Below are 18,991 nucleotides of genomic sequence, written 5' to 3'. Positions count from 1 at the left end.
CCGTCGCGACGGCGCCATGGGATCGGCGTAGTCTGAAGGCATGCCTGTCGCCTGGACGTCCTCGGCAGGCCAGCCAACGGGGAGCGCGATGCAGTTGTTCGAGTGCGAGGTCTGTGGGCAGGGGGTGTACTTCGACAACACCTTCTGTACCCGCTGCGGCCACCGGCTGGGATTCCTGCCGGACCGCCTGGAGGTCTCCGCCCTGGTGCCGGCGGGGGAGGCTGTGGGCGCCCGCGGGCGACCGATCCCCGGTGGCCTGTGGCGGGTAGCGGACGAGCCGGACGGGCTGTTTTATCGCCAGTGCCGGCACTATGCGGTGGATGCGGTGTGCAACTGGATGGTGCCCTATGAGGAAGCCGAGCCTTTCTGTCGCGCCTGCCGCCTGAATCGCACCATCCCGGACCTCAGTGTGCCGGGCAATGCGCGGCTGTGGGAGCGTCTGGAGGCCGAAAAGCGACGCCTGGTATATGGCCTGTTGCGCCTGGGCCTGCCGGTGGTGCCGCGGAAAAGCGATCCTGGGGGGATTGCGTTTGATTTCCTGGCCGACCCGGCCCCGGAATTCCGCGAGGGCGGTGGCGTGGTCACCGGCCATTCGCACGGGCTCATTACGATCAATATCGCCGAGGCCGATCCCGCGGTGCGCGAGCGCATGCGCGAGGCGATGGCCGAACCCTATCGCACCATTCTCGGCCACTTTCGCCATGAGTCCGCGCACTACTACTGGGATCGTCTGATTCGTGGTACCCACTGGCATGCCGATTTTCGCGAGCGCTTCGGCGACGAGCGCGCGGACTACGACGAGGCCCTGCGGCGCCATTACACCGGCGGTCCGCCGGCGGATTGGCAGGCCTCGTTCGTGTCCGCCTATGCCAGCTCCCACCCCTGGGAAGACTGGGCCGAGACCTGGGCCCACTATCTGCACATCGTGGATACGCTGGACACGGCCTCTGCCTACAACATGGACATCGAACCCGTCGCCGGACCGTCGGCGCGGCTGGGGGCACAGGGGAATCTGCCGGCTTTTGATGCCTATGCCACGGCGGACTTCGATCTGCTTCTGGAGCATTGGCTGCCGCTGGTCAGCGCCCTGAACAGCCTCAACCGCAGTATGGGCCACTCGCATGTCTACCCCTTCGTGCTGACCGCTACCGCGATCGCCAAGCTGGCGTTCGTGCATCAGGTCATTCAGGATTTCCGCATGGGCAGCCGCGTACAACCGGCGGGCGCCACCGGCCCTTGATCTGCTGGCATGGATCGGCAAAGGTCCGGTCCTGAAATACATCCATCGCGCAAGCGAAAGGACGCCAGATGTACAACGTTGCCACCCGCGGCCCGTTCAAGGGGCTGAACCCGCGTGTTGCGCCGCTGGCGCTGATCCTCGTGGTGATCATCGCCCTGCTGGGGGTTTATCGAACCGAGCAGCTGGGCGCGGTGGTGGGGGATGCGCGTGCCTTCGTGACGCCGCTGCTGGAGTGGTATTACGTGGTGATCATGGCCTTCTTCCTGGTCATGGTGATCTGGCTCGGGGTGGGGCGCTACAAGGACGTGCGCCTGGGACGTGACGACGAAGTGCCCGAGTTCACCACGCTGTCGTGGCTGTCGATGCTGTTCGCCGCCGGCATGGGCGTGGGGTTGCTGTTCTGGGCGGTGGCCGAGCCGCTGTCGCATTACGGCGGCAACCCGTTCCTGAGCGAGAACGGCGACCAGGCGGCCGCCGCCGACATGTCGATGGTGCTGACGTATTTCCACTGGGGGCTGAACGCCTGGGGCGTGTTCGCGCTGCTGGCGCTGATCCTGGCCTATTTCAGCTTCCGCAAGGGCCAGCCGCTGGCGCTGCGCTCGGCCCTGCACCCGCTGATCGGCAAGTACAGCCATACCTGGCCGGGCGATCTGGTGGATCTGCTCGCCATTGTGGCCACGGTCTTCGGGATCGCAACGACCCTGGGGCTGGGTATCCAGCAGCTGGAGGCCGGGTTGGCGCATACCCTGGGCCTCTCGCTGGAAGGGGATCGCGGTCTCCTGCTGCTGACGGCGCTGCTGACGGTGACTGCGATCGTGTCGGTGGTGGCCGGGATGCAGGCCGGGGTGCAGCGGGTCAGCCAGGCCAATCTGTGGCTCAGTGTCGCTCTGCTTGGACTCCTGCTGGTATGGGGGCCGACCCAGTACTTGCTGGCCTTGGTGGTGCAGTCCAGCGGCAGCTACATGCAGAACCTGCTGGGTTTGTCGCTGTACACCCATGCCCACCACCTGGACGGGTGGCACTCCGACTGGACGGTCTTCTACTGGGGCTGGTGGCTGGCCTGGGCGCCGTTCGTTGGGCTGTTCATCGCGCGCATCTCGCGCGGGCGCACCCTGCGCGAATTCGTCACGGGGGTGCTGTTGGTGCCGACCCTGATCACCTTCTTCTGGCTTGCGCTGCTGGGCGGTACGGCCCTGCACGCCGAGGTCGAGGGCATCGCAAACATTGCCGATCGCGTGGCGGAAGACCTGACCATGGCAACCTTCGCCACCATGGAGACCCTGGAACCCTGGTTGATCGCGCAGACCGGCGCCGTGCTGATCACGGTGCTGATCGCGACCTACCTGCTGACCTCCGCGAATGCCGGCATCGTGGTCATCAACACCCTGCTGGCCCATGGGGCCACCGAACACCGGGCGATTCACCTGATCCTGTGGGGCGCGATGATCGGTCTGGTGACCGGCGTCTTGCTGCTGGCCGGAGGGCTGGAGGTCCTGCAGAATGCAGTCATCCTGGCCGCGCTGCCGTTCTCGCTGGTGATGCTGATGATGGTGGTGGGCCTGATGCGCGCCCTGGAAGACGAGCGCTATGCCCCACGCCCGGGCGCGCATACGGTCGCCCCCAGCGAGCCATGGACAATTCCGCCGGATCGCGTCCACGAGGACTTTGACATGGACGACGATGCCCCCGAGGCCCGTGACGAAGACGACGACCCTCGTCGCTCCTGACCGCCCCTGTTTTCCACCACGAAGCACACGAAGGCACGAAGAAGGTCAAAAGCCTTTGCACCACAGAGGGCACAGAGAAAAGGAAGGAACGCGGTAACGCCTGGGTGGCGAAGGCGCAGTTCGATCCGCCTTGCCCTTCAACCCTGATGTTCTCCGTGTCTTCTGTGCCCTCTGTGGTTCAAATCGCTCTTGAACTTGACCTTCTTCGTGCCTTCGCGCGCTTCGTGGTGAACACACCAGGGAGGGAAAGGCCCGCGCATCTTGCGTTCACTTTCGGGGTGGCGGGGCTTGCCGTAGCCTGTGCGCAACGATTTCACGAACCGCGAGAGGAACCCCATGAGCGATACCCTGCAGTTGTCCGGCGAGTTGATTCAGAAGGTCCAGGATCTGCTGACCGAGGTGGACCCGAAGGCGCAGCAACCCATCGTGGCCGTGCAGTACCTGAGCGCAATCACCGGGTTCATGGTCGCGCAGATGCCGGAGTCGGTGAACGAGCGCAAGGAGTACCTCAAGCAGCTCTCCGAATTTACCGAGTCGGTGTTCGTGGACGTCGAGAGCCGCAAGCAGACCGCCCCGCCGCCGCAGGAGGCCAGTGGCGTGTGGCGCCCCGGCGAGAACTGAGCGCCACGGGCCATGCCGTCGGGCGTGGCCGCAACCGGGGGCGGCGCAACCTCGGCGATCTTGTGAAGGCGGCGGTCAGTTGTTCCCGTCGCCTTTGTTTTTGTCCTTGCGCATCTGGCGCAGCATGGCTTCCTGTTCGTTGAAGCTGGGCATGCGGCGCTTGCCGCCGGCGTCGCGGGCCGGGTCGTTGCGACCGGCCAGGCCTGATTGCCCGGGCTTTTCGGCTTCCTTGATCTGCTGGTATTCGTCCAGTTCGCGGCGGGCGTCTTCGTCGCTGGTGTAGCGGCCACGGTAGTCCTGCGGTGGCTTGTGGCCCTTGCGCAGGAAGAGCTGCTTGCGTAGCTCCTTGTTGTAGTCGGTCACCCGACGGTCGATCCACCACAGGTCCACCAGCGCCCATGACACGCCAATAATCAGCGGTAGCAACCACCAGGCGGCGGGGCCAAATCCGGCGAGGGCCAGGGTGGCCGCACTGAGTGCCAGGAAGCCGGCGCCGCCCAGCGGCTCGCGCAGGTAGAAGCGATGCAGCCCGAGCGGGAACAGGATCCACGCAGCGTAGGCCGCAGGGCGGGTGCGCATCTCGCGAGCGAGGCGGGCGTTGACCGCCTGCAGGCCGCCACCTTCCAGGTCCAGTTCCTTCCAGGCCTTGCTCATGCGGTTCTCCGTTGCGTTCGCGTGTGAGGGCCACGGTAGTCCGACCGGAGCGTACGGGCGATTGTGCGGGTGTCGCGCGGGGCTTTTGCGGACGCGGGTTCAGTCCTCTTCGCGGGTGGCGTCGCGTTCCAGCAGCCGGCGCACAGTGTCGTGCACCGGGCGGCCCTGATAGAGCACCGCGTGCACCTCGGCGCAGATCGGCATGTCCACTTCCAGTGCCTTCGCCCGCGCCACAGCGACCCGGGCGGTCTCTACACCCTCCACCGACTGTCCCACCCGCGCGCGGGCGGTGTCGAGATCCAGGCCTTCGCCCAGCATCCGGCCCAGGCGCCGGTTGCGCGACTGGTTGTCGGTGCAGGTGAGGATCATGTCCCCCAGTCCGGAGAGGCCGGTGAGGGTGGTCGGACGGGCGCCGACCGCCGCGCCGAAGCGCTGGATCTCGGCCAGCCCACGGGTCATCAGTGCGGCGCGCGCATTGGCCCCGAACCCGGCGCCGTCGGCAATACCGGTGGCCACCGCGAGCACGTTCTTCAGCGCGCCGCCCAGTTCCACGCCGATCACGTCCGTATTGCGGTACAGGCGCAGCGAGCGCCCGTGCAGGGCCGCAACCAGTGCGTCCATGTGCCCCTCGTCGCTGGAGGCGACCGACAGTGCGGTGGGTTGCTCCTGTGCGACCTCGGCGGCAAACGAGGGGCCGGAAATCAGGGCGGGCGGGCGCTCCCGCCCGAGTTCCTGTTCGGCAATCTCGTGCAGCCAGGCCCCGGTCGCCGTCTCCAGGCCCTTGGTGGCCCAGGCCACAATCTGCGCGCGCGCCAGCCGTGGGGCCAGCCAGCGCAGGGTCTCGCGGAACGCGCCGGAGGGGACCGCGATCAGGACCAGATCGCGGTCATCGACGATTGCCGGGTCGGCGCTGACGCGCAGGTTGTCCGGGAAGCGGTGGCCGGGAAGGTAGCGGGCGTTCTCGCGCTGGTGCTGCAGGCGCGTGGCGGTATCGTCCCCACGCACCCACAGGGCGACGTCGGCATGCAGGCGGGCCGCATGCAGCGCCAGCGCCGTGCCCCAGCAGCCGCCTCCGAGGACCGCGATACGCATCGGTTGCGCCTCGCGTCAGGCCTGTTGCGTGGGCTCGGCCTGTTCCCCGCCGGCCTGTTGCTTCTGTTCCTGCAGGTGCTGGGCATACAGCGATTCGAAGTTGACCGGCTGTAGCAGGAGCTGCGGGAAGCCGCCCTTCAGTACCAGGTCGGCCACCGTTTCGCGGGCGAACGGGAACAGCACGTTGGGGCAGTAGGCACCCAGCAGGTGGTTGCGCTGATCCTCGGCAAAATTGCGCACGATGAACACGCCGGCCTGCTTGATTTCGACCAGATAGGCGGTCTTGCCGTCGGATTCGGTGGTCACGGTCAGGCCCAGTTCCACCTCGAAGGCGCCGGCGGCCTCGTCGATCGGACGTGCGTTGGTGTTCAGCTGGATGTTGGTCTCGCCCTTCCACTCGCGCATGAATACCTCGGGGGATTCCGGCGCCTCGAAGGACAGGTCCTTGATGAAGACCTTCTGGATGGAGAAGTCGGGCCGGTCGCTCTGTTCGGCCTGGGCCGCGCCGTTGCCGCTCTTCGGGGAATTCTTCTCTTCAGCCATGATGTTGTCTCGCAGTCGTCTGGAATCGGGGCATTGTAAGGGGGATGAGCGGTGTTTTTCGGGGTGGCCGGGGCGATCCCGTTTGCCGCCCGTTGCCGGCGGCGCGTGTTATCCGGATGCGTTGTCGGTCGGGGCTTCGAGGCCGGCCTCGCTGGCCAGGCGCGCCAGTTCGCCGTTACTGTCCATCGCCTGCAGTTCGTCGAAGCCGCCGATGTGCGTATCGCCGAGAAAGATCTGCGGGACCGAGGTGCGGCCGGCGGCGCGCTGTTCCATCTCCGCGCGCAGACCGGGTTCGCGGTCGACGGCATACTCCGCGAAAGGGTAGCCACGCTGGTTGAGCAGGCGCCGCGCGAGCAGGCAGAATGGACAGCGCCCGCTGGAGTAGACCTCGAACTGCATTACTTCTTCTTGATGGGCATGTTGGCCGATTGCCAGGCCTGGATGCCGCCCTGCAGGTTGACTACGTCCTCGAACCCGGCCGCGGTCAGTTGCTGCGCGGCGCTGGCGGAGCGGTTGCCGCTGCGGCAGTACACCACTACCGGCTTGTCCTTGTATTTCTCGATGTCGCCCATGCGCTTTTTCAGGCTGCCGAGCGGGATGTGCTTGGCACCGCCGATGCGCCCGGAGGCGACTTCGTTGTCCTCGCGCACGTCCAGCACCAGGGCGTCGTCCTGGTTGATCACGCGCACCGCCTCGACCGGCGAGAGCGACCGATACTTGCGGTTCAGGCGTCGCAGTTCGACGAACAGGATCATCCCGATCACCGCCAGCAGGGCGCCGGTCAGGATGGGGTGGTTGGCGAGAAATTCGGGCAGGCGTTCAAGCATTCGGGAGACCGGATCGGAGGGGTGGGTGTCAGGAACTGCAGAAAACGTCCTGCATCATACCGATCAGGCGCAGGGTCCGGGAGTCCCCCACCCGGTAGTAAACCCGGTTGGCGTCCTTGCGCGTGGCGAGGATGCCCTTGTCGCGCAGGATGCCGAGATGCTGCGAGATGTTGCTCTGCGACGTCCCGACCTGATCGACGATTTCCTGTACGCTGATTTCGCGATCGCCGAGAATGCAGAGGATCTTCAGACGCAGCGGGTGGGACATGGCCTTGAGCGAGCGCGAGGCCCGCTCGATGTCTTCGTCCTGGGACATCAAACCGTCTTCGACGTACATTTCGTCTTCAACCGTTTCGTTGCTCACGGCATGCCTCTCTTGCTCGCGAGGGCAGGCCCTCGCAACTGGGTCAGAATATAAGAACCTAAACGTACCCCGATATGCGAATTTGCGCAATCTTGAGTCATCCAAGCGGTTCACGCGCCCTTTTGTGGTGCGGTGTGTTGCTCTGTTTTCTGTGGCCGGTCAGCGCCGTGGCGCTGGAACCGGAGGCGGAGCTGCGCGAGACGCGCGAGGCCATCCAGGACCTGGAGCGCAGCCAGGAAGAGCGTTACGCGGCCCTGCAGCAGCTGGAAGGGCTGCTTGCGGAGGCCGCTCGCGGGACCGAGGCCTCGCGCCAGGAGCTGCGCGAGCTGGCGCGGGCGCGTTCGCGTCAGGAGGCGGTGGTCGCCGACCAGGAGGACCGTGTGGACGAGGCCCGGGAGCGGCTGGAGGCAGAACGCCGCGCCGCGGCCCGCCTGGTGCGCGATCAGTGGCAGGGCGAACGCCATCCCGGACGGAGCGACGGTCAGGCCGCGGAGCATCGCCATCAGGCCGCGTTTGCCGCGCGCATCCGCGAAGCGCGCGAGCAGGCCCTGGTCGTGTTGCGCGATCGAATCGAGGCGCTGGAGACGGCGCGCGAGGAACTCGCGCGGGAGCGGGCGGTGCTGGCAGAACGGGAAGAGCAGGCCCGCGCGGCGGTCGCGGATCTGGAACGCGAGGAGGCGCACCAGCGCCAGGCGATGGCGGAGCTGGAGGCGGCCATCGAGGACGAGTCGCTGGAACTGGAGCGCCTGGCGCGCAATGCCGAAACCCTGGAGGCGGTAATCGAGGAGGTCGAGGCACGCAGCGCGGCGCGTGCCGCGGCACCCCGCGAGTTTACCCCCGAACGGCCGGACGTCGGCTTCGTGGAATTGGAGGGCGAACTCCCGCGTCCGGCCGAAGGCCGAGTGATTCGCAGTTTCAACGAGTCCCGTGGTAGCCGCCTGCGTTCACGCTGGCGCGGCGCGGTGCTGGAGGTCGATAACGGCACGGCGGTACGCGCGGTGCACTTCGGCCGGGTGGTCTACGCCGACTGGATGCAGGGCTACGGCTTCCTGGTGATCGTTGATCATGGGGAGCGCTACCTGACGCTCTACTCCAATGTAGAGGAGATCCTGGTGGCGGAAGGCGAGACCGTGGGCGCCGGCGAGCAACTGGCCGTGGCGGGCGAGGGCAGCGAGGCGATCGCGCCCGGGCTTTACTTCGAGATCCGTCACAACGGCGGGCCATTGAACCCCGAAAGCTGGTGGCCCTCTCAGTAGAGGAAGCAAGATGGAATGCGCCCATGCCCCGGCAAAAGGCCGATCGGCGGCGTGCATTCAGGCAGCCGTCACATTGCGGGTGCTACCATCTTCACACGAATCACCTCAAGTGAACGAGGAAAGGTAATGAGCAAGTCTTGTCGCACCGGATACTCCCTGATCGTCGGACTGGTTGTCGGGGTCATGCTGAGTGTTTCGGTGGCCGTCTACGCCGACCGCGACAATGGCGCGCAATCCGCTCTGCCAGTAGAAGATCTGCAGCGCTTCACTGACGTATACATGCGCATCAAGCGCAATTACGTCACCGAGGTCGAAGACAAGGATCTCCTGGACAGTGCGATCCAGGGGATGCTGTCCGGCCTTGACCAGCATTCGGCCTATCTGGACGAACAGGACTTCGAGGACATGCAGGTCGGGACCTCCGGCGAGTTTGGCGGGCTGGGCATCGAGGTTGGCATGGAAGACGGCTTCGTCAAGGTCATCGCGCCGATCGATGACACCCCGGCCAGCCGTGCCGGGGTCGAGGCCGGTGACCTGATCATTCGCCTGGATGGCGAGTCGGTGAAGGGTATGTCCCTGTCCGACGCGGTCGCCAAGATGCGTGGCGAGAAAGGCTCGGACATCACCCTGACCATCCTGCGTGATGGCGAGGACCGCCCGAAAGAAATCACCATCACCCGCGATGTGATCCAGGTGCAGAGCGTGCGCTCCGAGATCCTGGAGGACGGCTTCGGCTACGTACGCATCAGCAATTTCCAGCAGCGCACGGCACGCGACCTGGTGCGGGCAATCGAAGACCTGCAGGAACAGGGCGAGCTGCAGGGGCTCGTGCTGGATCTGCGCAACAACCCCGGCGGCATCCTGACGGGCGCTGTGGGCGTCTCGGACGCCTTCCTCGAAGAAGGCCTGATCGTCTACACCGAAGGTCGGCTGGAGGATTCGCAGTTCCGCTACCAGGCCTCGCCGGGGGATGTTCTCAAGGGCGCGCCGATGGTCGTCCTCGTCAATCGCGGATCGGCCTCCGCCTCCGAGATCGTGGCGGGTGCGCTGCAGGACCACAGGCGGGCCGTGGTTATGGGGCAGAACACCTTCGGCAAGGGCTCGGTGCAAACCATCCTGCCGCTGACCCAGAACACCGGGATCAAGCTGACCACCGCGCGTTACTTCACGCCTGATGGCCGTGCCATCAACGAGGACGGGATTGACCCGGACATCCGCCTGCAGCAGCTCGTGGTGCAGCGCTCCGACAGCGAAAATGGCGGCGCCCGCATGGGCCGTGACGGCTTGCCGGAATCTGTGGATGCGGACGAAGACAATGGCGAGACGTTGGCCGAGCGCGATTACGGCATGAACGAGGCGCTGAATCTCCTGAAGGGCCTGAACTTCTACAACCGCCGCTGAGCGCGGCGGACAGGGAGGATTGATGCCGAACGTACTGGTGCCCCTGGCCGCCGGGGCCGAGGAACTGGAGGCGGTCACGATCATCGACCTGCTGCGCCGGGCGCAATTCGAGGTCACCGTGGCCGGGCTGGAGCCCGGGCCGGTGACCTGTTCGCGGGGCACGGTCATCCAGCCGGATACCACGGTTGATCAGGTGCTGGATCGGTCCTTTGACCTGATCGTCCTGCCGGGTGGCCTGCCCGGCGCCGATCACCTGCGCGACGACGCCCGGGTGCAGGGTTTGCTGCGGGCGCAGGCCGAACGCGAGGGATACCTGGCCGCGATCTGTGCCGGGCCCAAGGCGCTGGCCGAGGCCGGGCTGCTGGAGGGCCGCACCGTTACCGCCTTTACCGGCGCGCTGGACGAGGCGGGAATCCCGTCCACCGGCGCCCCGGTGGAGATCGACGGGCGTCTGATCACCGGCCGTGGCCCGGGTGCCGCGATGGACTTCGCCCTGACCCTGATCGAACAGCTCGCCGGCCGCGAGGCCCGCGACGCCGTCGAGGGCCCGCTGCTAAGACCCTGATGGCCTTAGCCACGAAGACACGAAGGAAGACACGAAGAGGGTAGGATGTGTTGAGCGCAGCGAAACGCATCGGGGCCGGACCATTCCGCGAGGCCGATGCGATTCGCTGCGCTCATCCGCATCCTGCCCGCTGCAAAACGATCGTGGCCTTTCTGATGCGCCTCAAGAGGTCCGATGGCGGTCGTCATCAACACCCGCTGTCTCCTGCGCTTCGGGGTGGATTCGCCCTTCGTTCTTGGGCTATCCCACGGTCGCGTAGCGGGTGGCGGTGCCCAGCCAGCGTTCGATCAGGGCGGCGGCGCGCGCCGGGTCGTTCTCGATGCGTGCCGCGAGAGTGGCGGCCTCGTCCAGAAGGTCCTGGTCGCGTGACCAGTCGGCGACGCGGAAGCTGCGATCGCCAGTCTGGCGCGTGCCCAGCAGTTCGCCCGGACCGCGCAGCTTGAGATCCACCTCCGCAATCTCGAAGCCGTCGTCGGTGCGGCGCATCGCCTCCAGGCGCTCGCGTGCGGTATCGCCCAGTGGCGGACGGTAGAGCAGCACGCAGGCCGACGCGGCACTGCCGCGCCCGACCCGGCCGCGCAGCTGGTGCAGCTGCGACAGCCCCATGCGTTCGGCATTCTCGATGATCATCAGGCTGGCGTTGGGGACGTCGACGCCGACCTCGATCACGGTGGTCGCCACCAGCAGGTCGATCGCGCCCGCGCGGAAGCGCTCCATCACCGCATCGCGCTCCGGTCCCTTCATGCGTCCGTGGGCCAGTCCGATGGTCAGCTCCGGCAACGCCTCGCGCAAGCGTTCGGCAGTGGCCTCGGCGGATTCCGCCTCCAGTTGTTCCGATTCCTCCACCAACGGGCAGACCCAGTAGGCCTGGGTACCGGAGCCGCAGGCGGCGCGGATGCGTTCGATGACCTCGTCACGGCGCTCGTGGCTGATCAGCGCGGTGCGTACCGGGGTGCGCCCGGGCGGGCGTTCGTCGATGACCGAACTGGCCAGTTCCGCGTACAGGGCCATGGCCAGGGTGCGCGGGATCGGGGTGGCGGTCATGATCAGCTGATGCGGCATCCGGCCGTTGCCCTTGTCGCGCAGGGCCATGCGCTGGTGCACGCCGAAGCGGTGCTGTTCGTCGATGATTGCGAGCCCCAGATGATGAAACCGCACCTCCTCCTGAAACAGGGCGTGGGTCCCGATCGCGACCTGGCGCTGCCCGCTGGCCAGTTCCGCGAGCAGTTGGCCGCGCTCGCTGGCCGTCTGGCGTCCGCCCAGCCAGGCGATCGCGACGCCCAGTGGTTCCATCCACTGGGCAAGATTGCGCCCGTGCTGGCGGGCGAGTAGTTCGGTCGGGGCCATGAACGCCACCTGATAGCCGGCCTCTACCGCCGCTAGCGCGGCTGCGACCGCGACCAGGGTCTTGCCGGAGCCGACATCGCCCTGGACCAGACGGTTCATCGGCTGCGGGCGCGCGAGGTCGGCCAGGATCTCTTCGGTAACACGCTCCTGTGCGCCGGTGGGTTCGAAGGGGAGCTGCCCGCGCAGTTGTTGCCACAGCGCCCCCGGGGACTGGATGACCGGGGCGCTGCGTGTGTCCGCGGGCATCCGGCTCTGCTGCATGCGCGCGAGTTGGTGGGCGCAGAGCTCTTCCAGGGCCAGCCGCGTGCGCGCCGGGCTGCGGTTCTCCGGGGTGTCCAGGGCGGCCAGTGCGTCGGCCTGCGCCGGTGGGTGATGGAGCTGCTCGAGGGCGGAGTGCAGGCCAGGCAGGCCCTGCCGGGGCAGTTCCGGAAGCAGGTCGGGCAGGGCCTGCATCCCCGGCAGGGCGTGCGCGACCAGCTGGCGTAGCAGCTTTTGCGACACGCCCTCGGTGGTCGGGTAGATCGGGGTCAGGTGCGACTCCATCGCCGGCGGGCTATCGCCCACGGTCTGGATCTCCGGGTGCACGCACTCCAGTGCGCCGGGCATGCCGCGGGGCTCGCCGAAGGCGCGGATGCACGTGCCGGGGCTCAGGCGGCGCTGCTGGTTGGCCCCGAAGTGAAAGAACCGCAGCAGGACCTGGGCCTGGCCGTCGGCCAGGGTGACCACCAGCATGCGCCGGCGGCGGTGGACCACCTCGGAGTGGGTGACGCGCCCCTCGAACAGTGCAGCCAGCCCCGGACGCAGCGCGGCAATCGGCGTCAGGCGCGTGCGATCCTCGAAGCGCAGGGGCAGATGGAACAGCAGGTCCCCGGCCTGCTCCAGACCCAGACGCTCCAGTCGTTCCGCCACCGCCGGGCCGACACCCTTCAGCGCGGTCAGCGGGACCTGCAGCTCCACCGGTTGGGTTCGCGCAGCGCGATCAGTCGCGCGGGCACCAGGCGATGGCGTCCATTTCCACCTGGGCGCCCTTGGGCAGGGCGGCCACGCCGATCGCGGCACGCGCCGGGTAGGGCTCGTTGCAGACTTCGCTCATGATCTTGTTCACAAGCGGGAAGTGAGCCAGGTCGATCAGGAAGATGTTCAGTTTGGCAATATCGGCGGTGCTGGCTCCCGCCGCCTCCAGGACGGCCTGGAGGTTGGCGAACACCTGGCGGATCTGGTCCTCGATGCCGCCGTCGACCAGTTCCATGGTGGCCGGGTCCAGCGGGATCTGGCCGGACAGGTACAGGGTGTCGCCGGTACGCACGGCCTGCGAGTAGGGGCCGATGGCGGCCGGGGCGTTTTCGGTCTGGATGATCTCGCGCGACATGTGGACTCCTTGTACTGCCGGGTTGAATCTTGATAGGGCCAGCGATTGCTGGATGCGGACCCGCCATTCTACTGATCAATCCGCACGCGTGTGCGGTCGGGGGGCTCGGCAGCCGTGCACGCGGACGGCTACACTGCGGGCCACATCCGTAATGACAAAAGGAAGCAGGCAATGACGGGATACGCATTGGCAAACGTGCTGCATGTACTGGCCGTGGTGATCTGGGTGGGCGGCATGTTCTTCGCCTACATGTTCCTGCGCCCGGTGGCCGGGCAGCAGCTCGAGGGGCCGGCGCGGCTGAAGCTCTGGGAGGGGGTGTTCGCGCGCTTCTTCCCCTGGGTCTGGGCCTCGGTGCTGGTAATCCTGGTGACCGGCTTCTACCTGATCTTCGGGGTGTTCGGCGGCATGGGTGATGTGCATCCCAGCGTGCACACCATGCTGCTGCTGGGTCTGATCATGATGGCGATCTTTGCCCATGTGTTCTTCGCCCCCTATCGGCGGATGCGCAAGGCCATTGCGGCAAACGATACCGCGGAAGGCCTGCGCCGGCTGGGGCAGATCCGCATCCTGGTCGGGATCAACACCGTCATCGGTCTGGTGACGATCGTGGTCGCTTCGGGCGGTCGCCTGCCGTTGTAGGAGGCACGCTACCTTCCTAGCCCCGGGTGCCATACCAGCCGGGGCAGAGCCGGCGGTTCCAGTAGCACGGCTGCGTTCTGGCCGAAGGCCTCCAGCCAGCGCGCCAGCAGGTCGTCGGGCAGGTCCGCGATGGCCAGGCCCGGTTCGTCCGGCCACTGGCCGCGCGGGTCGCGGTTGCGGGCAGGCCATGCGCGCAGGCCGTGCTCGGCCACGGTCTGCTCCAGCCGGCGCTGGCGTTGGATGTTTTCACCCTCGGTGCCCGGGCGGCTGCCCGGATTGCAGGCGGTGAACAGGACCAGGCGCTGCATGTCCCGCTCGGCCATCCAGGCCGTGACATCCTCCGCGGGCTGGTCGATGTACAGAACTCGGCTGCTGCCCTCGATCTCCAGGCAGTAGGCGGCGCTTAGGTAGGCCTTCTCCAGTGTCGCCAGCTGCGCTACGGGAGCGGGCGACTCCGGGCGCGAGGCGGACATCCGGTCGCGGTATTTGCTTGTATTGGTGGACATCTCGCGGCAACCTCCCCGCCTGGATCGTGCGGATATGGTCGATCAAACAGGGGGAGCGGGATGCGCGTCAAGGATGCGACAGCGGTTTGTGGTGCCTCGTCGGGTGCGGGTGCGTCCATGGACCGGCCCCTCCCCGGCTGGGATTGAGACGCGATGGCCCCGCGTCCCTTCGTTCCCGGGCTGACCGGTGCCTTTGTTGTGGTGCTGCTGCTGGTTGCGGTGGTCGCCGTCGCCAGCTGGCTTCGGGTGCAGCAGTTGCAGTACGACGTCCAGGCCCTTACCGAGGAATACGTGCAGAAGGTGGACCGCGTGCATCGCATGCGCAGCCTCGTGCGCGAGCGCATGCTGCGCGCCTCGCTGGTGATCAGTGCCGAGGACCCGGCCCTGCAGGATCGCTACCAGCGGGAGTTTCGCGAGCTGGCCGAGCGCTTCCTGGACGCCCGCGAGGGTGCGGAATTACTGGCTCGGACCCCACGCGACGCCGCGCTGCTGGCCGAACTGCGTGCGCTGACCGCGACCGGTGCCCCGATCCTGTCCGAGCTCCTCGACATTGCCCTGGCGGGTGGGCGCAACGACGCGCTGGCGATCCTGTATGCGGACGCAATGCCGGTGCAGGAGGATGTGCTGGAACAGATGGAGGCCATCCTCGCGGCCTTCGAACGTGATAACGAGGAGGCGGTGGCGGCCATGGCGCAGCGCCATGAACAGGCGCAGCAGGTGATGCTGGTGGCCACCGTCCTGACCATGCTGATGATTGTGCTGATGTGGGTGCGGGTGCGCCGGAGGATCTGGCGTGATCACGCCGCCTTGCACAAGGAACTGGAGGGACGCCAGCAGATCGAGGCGCGCCTGCGCGAGACGCAGGCCGGGCTGGAGGCGGCGGTGGCCCGGCGAACCGCGGCCCTGCAGGAGACCACCGAGCGCCTGGAAGAGGCCCAGCGGATTGCCGGGTCCGGTTACTGGGACTGGGATATTCGTGGTCTGCGGATGAACTGGTCCACGCATGTATTCGATCTGTTCGGGCTCGACCCGCAAACCGATACCGCGGGATTCGAGGCCTACATGCGAGCCATCCATCCGGACGACCGTACGCGGGTGCGCCGCGCCACCAACGAGGCGCTGGATCACGAGGCCTATTACCGGGTGGATCACCGGGTGGTGCGCGCGGACGGCGGGCTGCGCCATGTGCGGGTCGAGGGCGAAATCGATCGGGACGCCCAAGGCCGCGCCGTGCAGGTCCTCGGGATGGTCCGTGACATCACCCGCGACAAGGCCTCCGAGGAGCGCCTGTGGCACCAGGCCCATCATGACTCCCTGACCGGCCTGCCCAATCGCAGTCTGCTGCAGGAGCATATTCAGCAGGCCCTGCGCCGGGCCCAGCGTGCCGGTACCGGCCTGGCCCTGGTGGTCTGCGATCTCGACGGCTTCAAACCGATCAACGATCGCCTGGGACACGATGCCGGCGACGTGATGCTCGTGACCGTGGCGCGGCGTCTGCGCGAGGGCGTGCGCGAGAGCGACGTGGTGGCCCGCGTGGGCGGCGACGAATTCGTGCTGCTGCTGGAGAATGTGCGTGATCCGGATGCGGTGACGGGGGTCGGACTCAAGCTGATCGAACGCTTCGAGGAGCCGGTGGAGGTGAATCGCGAGTCGGTTCGCGTCGGGCTCAGCATGGGGGCGGTGCTCTACCCCGAGGACGGGGACGATGTGGAGGCGTTGCTGCAGCGCGCCGACCGCGCGATGTACGTGGCGAAGGAGGAAGGCGGCAGCCGGATCGTGCTGTACCGGGAATGCTCCGGAGAGGAGCGCCGGCAAACGGATCTGTCCCTGCGCCGGCGCGGCGCGCTGGGTTGCGGGCTGGAAGACCCGGCCGCTCGCGACTGAATCGGCCGGCCTCGTCTACGGCCGATGCAGTCGCGCGACGAATTGTTCGTGCGTCAGCGGCGCGCTGAACAGGAAGCCCTGGAACCGGGTGCAGCCCAGGGCCAGGAGCTGCTCCCGCTGCTCCGGGTGCTCCACGCCCTCGGCGATGACGTCGAGCTCCATGTTGCGGGCAATGTCCACGATGTTTTCGATCAGGGTCCGGTCACCGCCGGCCAGCAGCTCCTTGACGAAGGATTTGTCGATCTTCAGCTCGTCCACCGGCAGGTCGCGCAGGTAGGCGAGCGAGGAATAGCCGGTCCCGAAGTCGTCCAGGGCGATGCGCATGCCCAGCCGGCGCAGCGCGCCCAGCTTGGTGATGGCGTCCGGCAGGTCGCGCAGCAGGCCGGATTCGGTGACCTCCAGGGTCAGGGCGTGGCCGTCCACCCCGTATCGGCGCAGCCGCGCCTGGAACTGGTCGACGAAGTCCGGGCGCGCCAGTTGCCAGGGCGAGAGATTCAAGGCCAGGCGAGGTGGCTGCAGGTTCCCGGCCTGCCACTGCGACAGCCGCATCAGGGCGTGTTCCAGGACCCAGTTACCGACCCCGTGGATCAGGCCGGTCTCCTCGGCGACCGGGATGAAGAGATCCGGCGGGACCTGGCCCATCTCCGGGTGCTGCCAGCGCAGCAGGGCCTCGACCCCGATCAGGCGCTCGGCGGTGTCGAACTGCGGCTGGTAGTGCAGGTCCAGCTCGTCACGTTCGGCCGCTTGTCGTAGCCCGTCCTCGATCTGCAGGCGGGCATGTGCCTCGTCCTGCAGTGCATGGCGGTAGAACTGCACCCCGCCGCGGCCGGCACGCTTGGCCTGGTACAGGGCGATATCGGCGTGGCGCAGGGCTTCTGCCGAGCTTTCTCCGGCGTCGGGATAGCATACGCAGCCGAGACTGGCGCCGACCCCGAAGGTGCGTTCGCCGATGATGATCGGGCGCTGCAGGGCCTCCAGGATGCGCTCGGCGATTGCCTGCAGTTCCGGCTCCAGGGTCTCGCGTACCCGGGCGCAGGGGGGCAGGACAACGGCGAACTCGTCGCCACCCAGGCGCACGATCAGCGCATCCTCGGGGGCATGGCTGCGCAGGCGGTCCGCCACCGCGCCCAGCACGGTGTCGCCTACCGCATGCCCCAGGGCGTCGTTGATGGTCTTGAAGTGGTCCAGGTCGATCAGGATCAGCCCGCCATGCAGGTGGTCGGCGGTGGCCTCCTCGATATGGCGGGTCAGGTCGTCGTGCAGGCGGGTGCGGTTGGCCAGCCCGGTCAGGGAGTCGTGGTAGGCCAGGGCATGGATGTGTTCCTCGGTGTGCAGGCGTTCCAGTTCGGCCCCCGCGCGGTCGGCCATGATCCCGAGGATCTCCATCGCCTTGTCGACATCCTCCACCGGATGTCGGTTGACCATGGCGATGTGCCCCAGCAGCGTGCCCTGGCTGTCCAGCAACGGGGCCCCCAGATAACTCTCGGCGTCCATCTCCACCAGCATCTCGTCGCCCGGAAAGCGCTGTTGTACGTCGCAGGGGTAGATACAGGTACCGATCTCCAGCACACGTTCGCAGGGGGTCTCGGCGAGGTCGTAGCGCAAGTTCTCCACGATCTGCCCCGCGGTACACAGGGCGACGGTCTCCACCACGCCGGGTTTTTCCGGATCCTCGATGCCGATCAGGGCATAGTCGGCAGCGAACAGGTTGCTCAGCTTGAGAACCAGCTGCTGGAAGAACTCCTCGCGCGAGCGCGCCTGCAGCCCCTCGGCGATCAGGCGCAGGGCGTCCTCGCTGCGGTGCGCGGCGGTGATGTCCTCCTGCATCACGATCACGTCCTGTACCTCGCCACGGACATCCTGCAGTGGGTAGATGCAGCCCCGCAGCCAGCGCTCGGGGGTGATGAGCGGGGTGGTCTGGGTCGCCGGGCCGGGGTCGGCGGGTTCGGCCGACTGGTCGGGGCGGGCTGGCGGGGTGTAGGGCAGAGGGCCGATCTCGCGGTAGTGTCCGCGCAGGGCATCCTTGAGCGGTTCGTGGATGTGCCGGTCGATGGCATTCGGACGGTCGAGAACGTTGCCGCCTGGCAGGGAGGCTTGTGCGCCGTGCATGGTTTCCCAGGCGGCGTTGCACTGGCGGATCTCACCCTGCGGTGTGAGTACCTGGATGCCGACCGGGGATTGCTCCACCAGCGCCCGAAAACGGCTTTCCGAGTCACGCAGGCGTTCGCCGGTCTCGCGGTTCAGTACCAGGCTCATCATGACGACGATCACCACGTAGCCGAATGGCGCGAGCTGGGGCATCTCCAGTGCGCCGCCCCGGGCCAGGACGCCCTGCAACGTGAACAGGACGAAGACCCCGATCCCGCCCAGCAGGAGCAGGGTGGTGGTCTGGCGATAGCGCCGGTAGTGCCGGATCAGTGTGGTGAGGGCGAAGCCCAGGACCAGAAAGACCGCGAGCACGCCAAAGCCGAACCAGGGGCTGATGGTGCCCACTGCGAGAGCCACGGTTTCGCCCCAGGGGAGTTCCAGGAGGCGGAGTTCGTCGATCACCTGGTACTGCATGCTGTAGGGCTGCAGGGTGTTGACCACCCAGGTGATGACCAGTAGTACCAGAAGTCCGGAGATCAGCCAGCGGGCGGGGGTGCGCGTATGGGCCGCGACGAAGGCGGCGAACAGCACGTAGAACGGTCCCAGCAGATAGACGTTCAGGGTGAGTGCGCGGGTATAGGCCTCGACGGTGCCGGCCTGGTAGGTCTGGGCCGATCCGACGGCAAGCACCGCCATCAGGGCGCACATCGCGGCGAACAGCCGGTGCTCGGTGCTGCTCCGGGCGCTTTGCCGGCTGTGCAGCAGGTGGCTGAGCGTGGCATAGATCGCCAGCCCCGCTGCAAGGTAGAGCGATGGCGCAAGGATCCCGTTCATCGGTTCCCTGCGCTTGCGTCCCAGTGCCGTGCCA

General features: G+C 67.1%; 17 protein-coding genes and 1 pseudogene. 8 read left to right on the top strand and 10 right to left on the bottom strand.

The window, feature by feature from the left end; translation table 11 throughout:
• Positions 1-88: 88 nt before the first annotated feature.
• The 3 genes from G315_RS0110895 to G315_RS0110885 all read left to right on the top strand — a co-directional run bounded on the left by G315_RS0110895 (position 89) and on the right by G315_RS0110885 (position 3,588).
• Entirely contained in the window at positions 89-1,240 is a 1,152-nt protein-coding gene (locus G315_RS0110895; protein ID WP_018144131.1) for a putative zinc-binding metallopeptidase, read from the top strand.
• A gap of 68 nt (positions 1,241-1,308) precedes the next feature.
• Positions 1,309-2,967, top strand: a complete 1,659-nt coding sequence (locus G315_RS0110890; RefSeq protein WP_018144130.1) for a BCCT family transporter — start codon at positions 1,309-1,311, stop codon at positions 2,965-2,967.
• A gap of 336 nt (positions 2,968-3,303) precedes the next feature.
• The gene (locus G315_RS0110885; RefSeq protein ID WP_018144129.1) at positions 3,304-3,588 is read left to right on the top strand and encodes a hypothetical protein; all 285 of its coding nucleotides are present in this window, start codon (positions 3,304-3,306) and stop codon (positions 3,586-3,588) included.
• 75 nt (positions 3,589-3,663) lie between these two features.
• On the opposite strand, the gene G315_RS0110880 is transcribed toward G315_RS0110885, so the two are convergent.
• The 6 genes from G315_RS0110880 to G315_RS0110855 all read right to left on the bottom strand — a co-directional run bounded on the left by G315_RS0110880 (position 3,664) and on the right by G315_RS0110855 (position 7,068).
• Entirely contained in the window at positions 3,664-4,242 is a 579-nt protein-coding gene (locus G315_RS0110880) for a hypothetical protein (protein ID WP_018144128.1), read from the bottom strand.
• Between the two features lie 99 nt (positions 4,243-4,341).
• Positions 4,342-5,334, bottom strand: a complete 993-nt coding sequence (locus G315_RS0110875) for an NAD(P)H-dependent glycerol-3-phosphate dehydrogenase (protein ID WP_018144127.1) — start codon at positions 5,332-5,334, stop codon at positions 4,342-4,344.
• Positions 5,335-5,349: 15 nt separating this feature from the next.
• Positions 5,350-5,877, bottom strand: a complete 528-nt coding sequence (gene secB, locus G315_RS0110870; RefSeq protein ID WP_018144126.1) for a protein-export chaperone SecB — start codon at positions 5,875-5,877, stop codon at positions 5,350-5,352.
• Positions 5,878-5,985: 108 nt separating this feature from the next.
• The gene (grxC, locus tag G315_RS0110865; RefSeq protein ID WP_018144125.1) at positions 5,986-6,276 is read right to left on the bottom strand and encodes a glutaredoxin 3; all 291 of its coding nucleotides are present in this window, start codon (positions 6,274-6,276) and stop codon (positions 5,986-5,988) included.
• A complete protein-coding gene (locus tag G315_RS0110860; protein ID WP_018144124.1) occupies positions 6,276-6,704 on the bottom strand; it encodes a rhodanese-like domain-containing protein in 429 nt (142 codons plus the stop codon). The genes grxC and G315_RS0110860 overlap by 1 nt, the downstream gene beginning before the upstream one ends.
• A gap of 28 nt (positions 6,705-6,732) precedes the next feature.
• Positions 6,733-7,068: a helix-turn-helix transcriptional regulator gene (locus tag G315_RS0110855; protein WP_026182005.1), complete on the bottom strand. Its 336-nt coding sequence runs from the start codon at positions 7,066-7,068 to the stop codon at positions 6,733-6,735.
• 74 nt (positions 7,069-7,142) lie between these two features.
• Between G315_RS0110855 and G315_RS0110850 the strand changes: the two genes are divergently transcribed.
• The 3 genes from G315_RS0110850 (at position 7,143) to G315_RS0110840 (ending at position 10,290) form a co-directional block, all read left to right on the top strand.
• A complete protein-coding gene (locus G315_RS0110850; RefSeq protein WP_038031819.1) occupies positions 7,143-8,324 on the top strand; it encodes a murein hydrolase activator EnvC in 1,182 nt (393 codons plus the stop codon).
• Positions 8,325-8,450: 126 nt separating this feature from the next.
• Positions 8,451-9,725, top strand: a complete 1,275-nt coding sequence (locus tag G315_RS0110845; protein ID WP_018144121.1) for a S41 family peptidase — start codon at positions 8,451-8,453, stop codon at positions 9,723-9,725.
• Between the two features lie 22 nt (positions 9,726-9,747).
• Entirely contained in the window at positions 9,748-10,290 is a 543-nt protein-coding gene (locus G315_RS0110840) for a DJ-1 family glyoxalase III (protein WP_018144120.1), read from the top strand.
• A gap of 240 nt (positions 10,291-10,530) precedes the next feature.
• On the opposite strand, the pseudogene recG reads toward G315_RS0110840, so the two are convergent.
• A pseudogene (gene recG / locus G315_RS0110835) lies at positions 10,531-12,624 on the bottom strand (ATP-dependent DNA helicase RecG); the annotation flags it as partial.
• Positions 12,617-13,006 (bottom strand): RidA family protein, encoded by a 390-nt coding sequence (locus G315_RS0110830; protein WP_019571141.1) that lies wholly within the window; start codon positions 13,004-13,006, stop codon positions 12,617-12,619. The pseudogene recG and the gene G315_RS0110830, both read right to left, overlap by 8 nt.
• 171 nt (positions 13,007-13,177) lie before the next feature.
• On the opposite strand from G315_RS0110830, the gene G315_RS0110825 reads away from it, so the two are divergent.
• The gene (locus tag G315_RS0110825) at positions 13,178-13,645 is read left to right on the top strand and encodes a CopD family protein (RefSeq protein WP_019612506.1); all 468 of its coding nucleotides are present in this window, start codon (positions 13,178-13,180) and stop codon (positions 13,643-13,645) included.
• A gap of 8 nt (positions 13,646-13,653) precedes the next feature.
• Here G315_RS0110825 and G315_RS0110820 read toward each other — a convergent pair whose 3' ends face one another.
• On the bottom strand, positions 13,654-14,151 hold the full coding sequence (locus G315_RS0110820) for a DUF3293 domain-containing protein (RefSeq protein WP_019612505.1): 498 nt from the start codon (positions 14,149-14,151) through the stop codon (positions 13,654-13,656).
• 153 nt (positions 14,152-14,304) lie between these two features.
• Here G315_RS0110820 and G315_RS0110815 point away from each other — a divergent pair, with 153 nt between their 5' ends.
• Positions 14,305-16,035: a diguanylate cyclase domain-containing protein gene (locus G315_RS0110815; protein ID WP_019612504.1), complete on the top strand. Its 1,731-nt coding sequence runs from the start codon at positions 14,305-14,307 to the stop codon at positions 16,033-16,035.
• Between the two features lie 15 nt (positions 16,036-16,050).
• Here the strand turns inward: G315_RS0110815 and G315_RS0110810 are convergent, their stop codons facing one another.
• Entirely contained in the window at positions 16,051-18,957 is a 2,907-nt protein-coding gene (locus G315_RS0110810; protein WP_018144114.1) for an EAL domain-containing protein, read from the bottom strand.
• Between the last annotated feature and the right edge of the window lie 34 nt (positions 18,958-18,991).

Origin of the sequence: Thioalkalivibrio sp. AKL7 (assembly GCF_000381705.1) — a bacterium.
GTDB classification, from domain to species: domain Bacteria; phylum Pseudomonadota; class Gammaproteobacteria; order Ectothiorhodospirales; family Ectothiorhodospiraceae; genus Thioalkalivibrio; species Thioalkalivibrio versutus.
The sequence above is the reverse complement of the archived record's forward strand: the minus strand, read 5'-3'. Positions and strand labels throughout refer to the sequence as shown.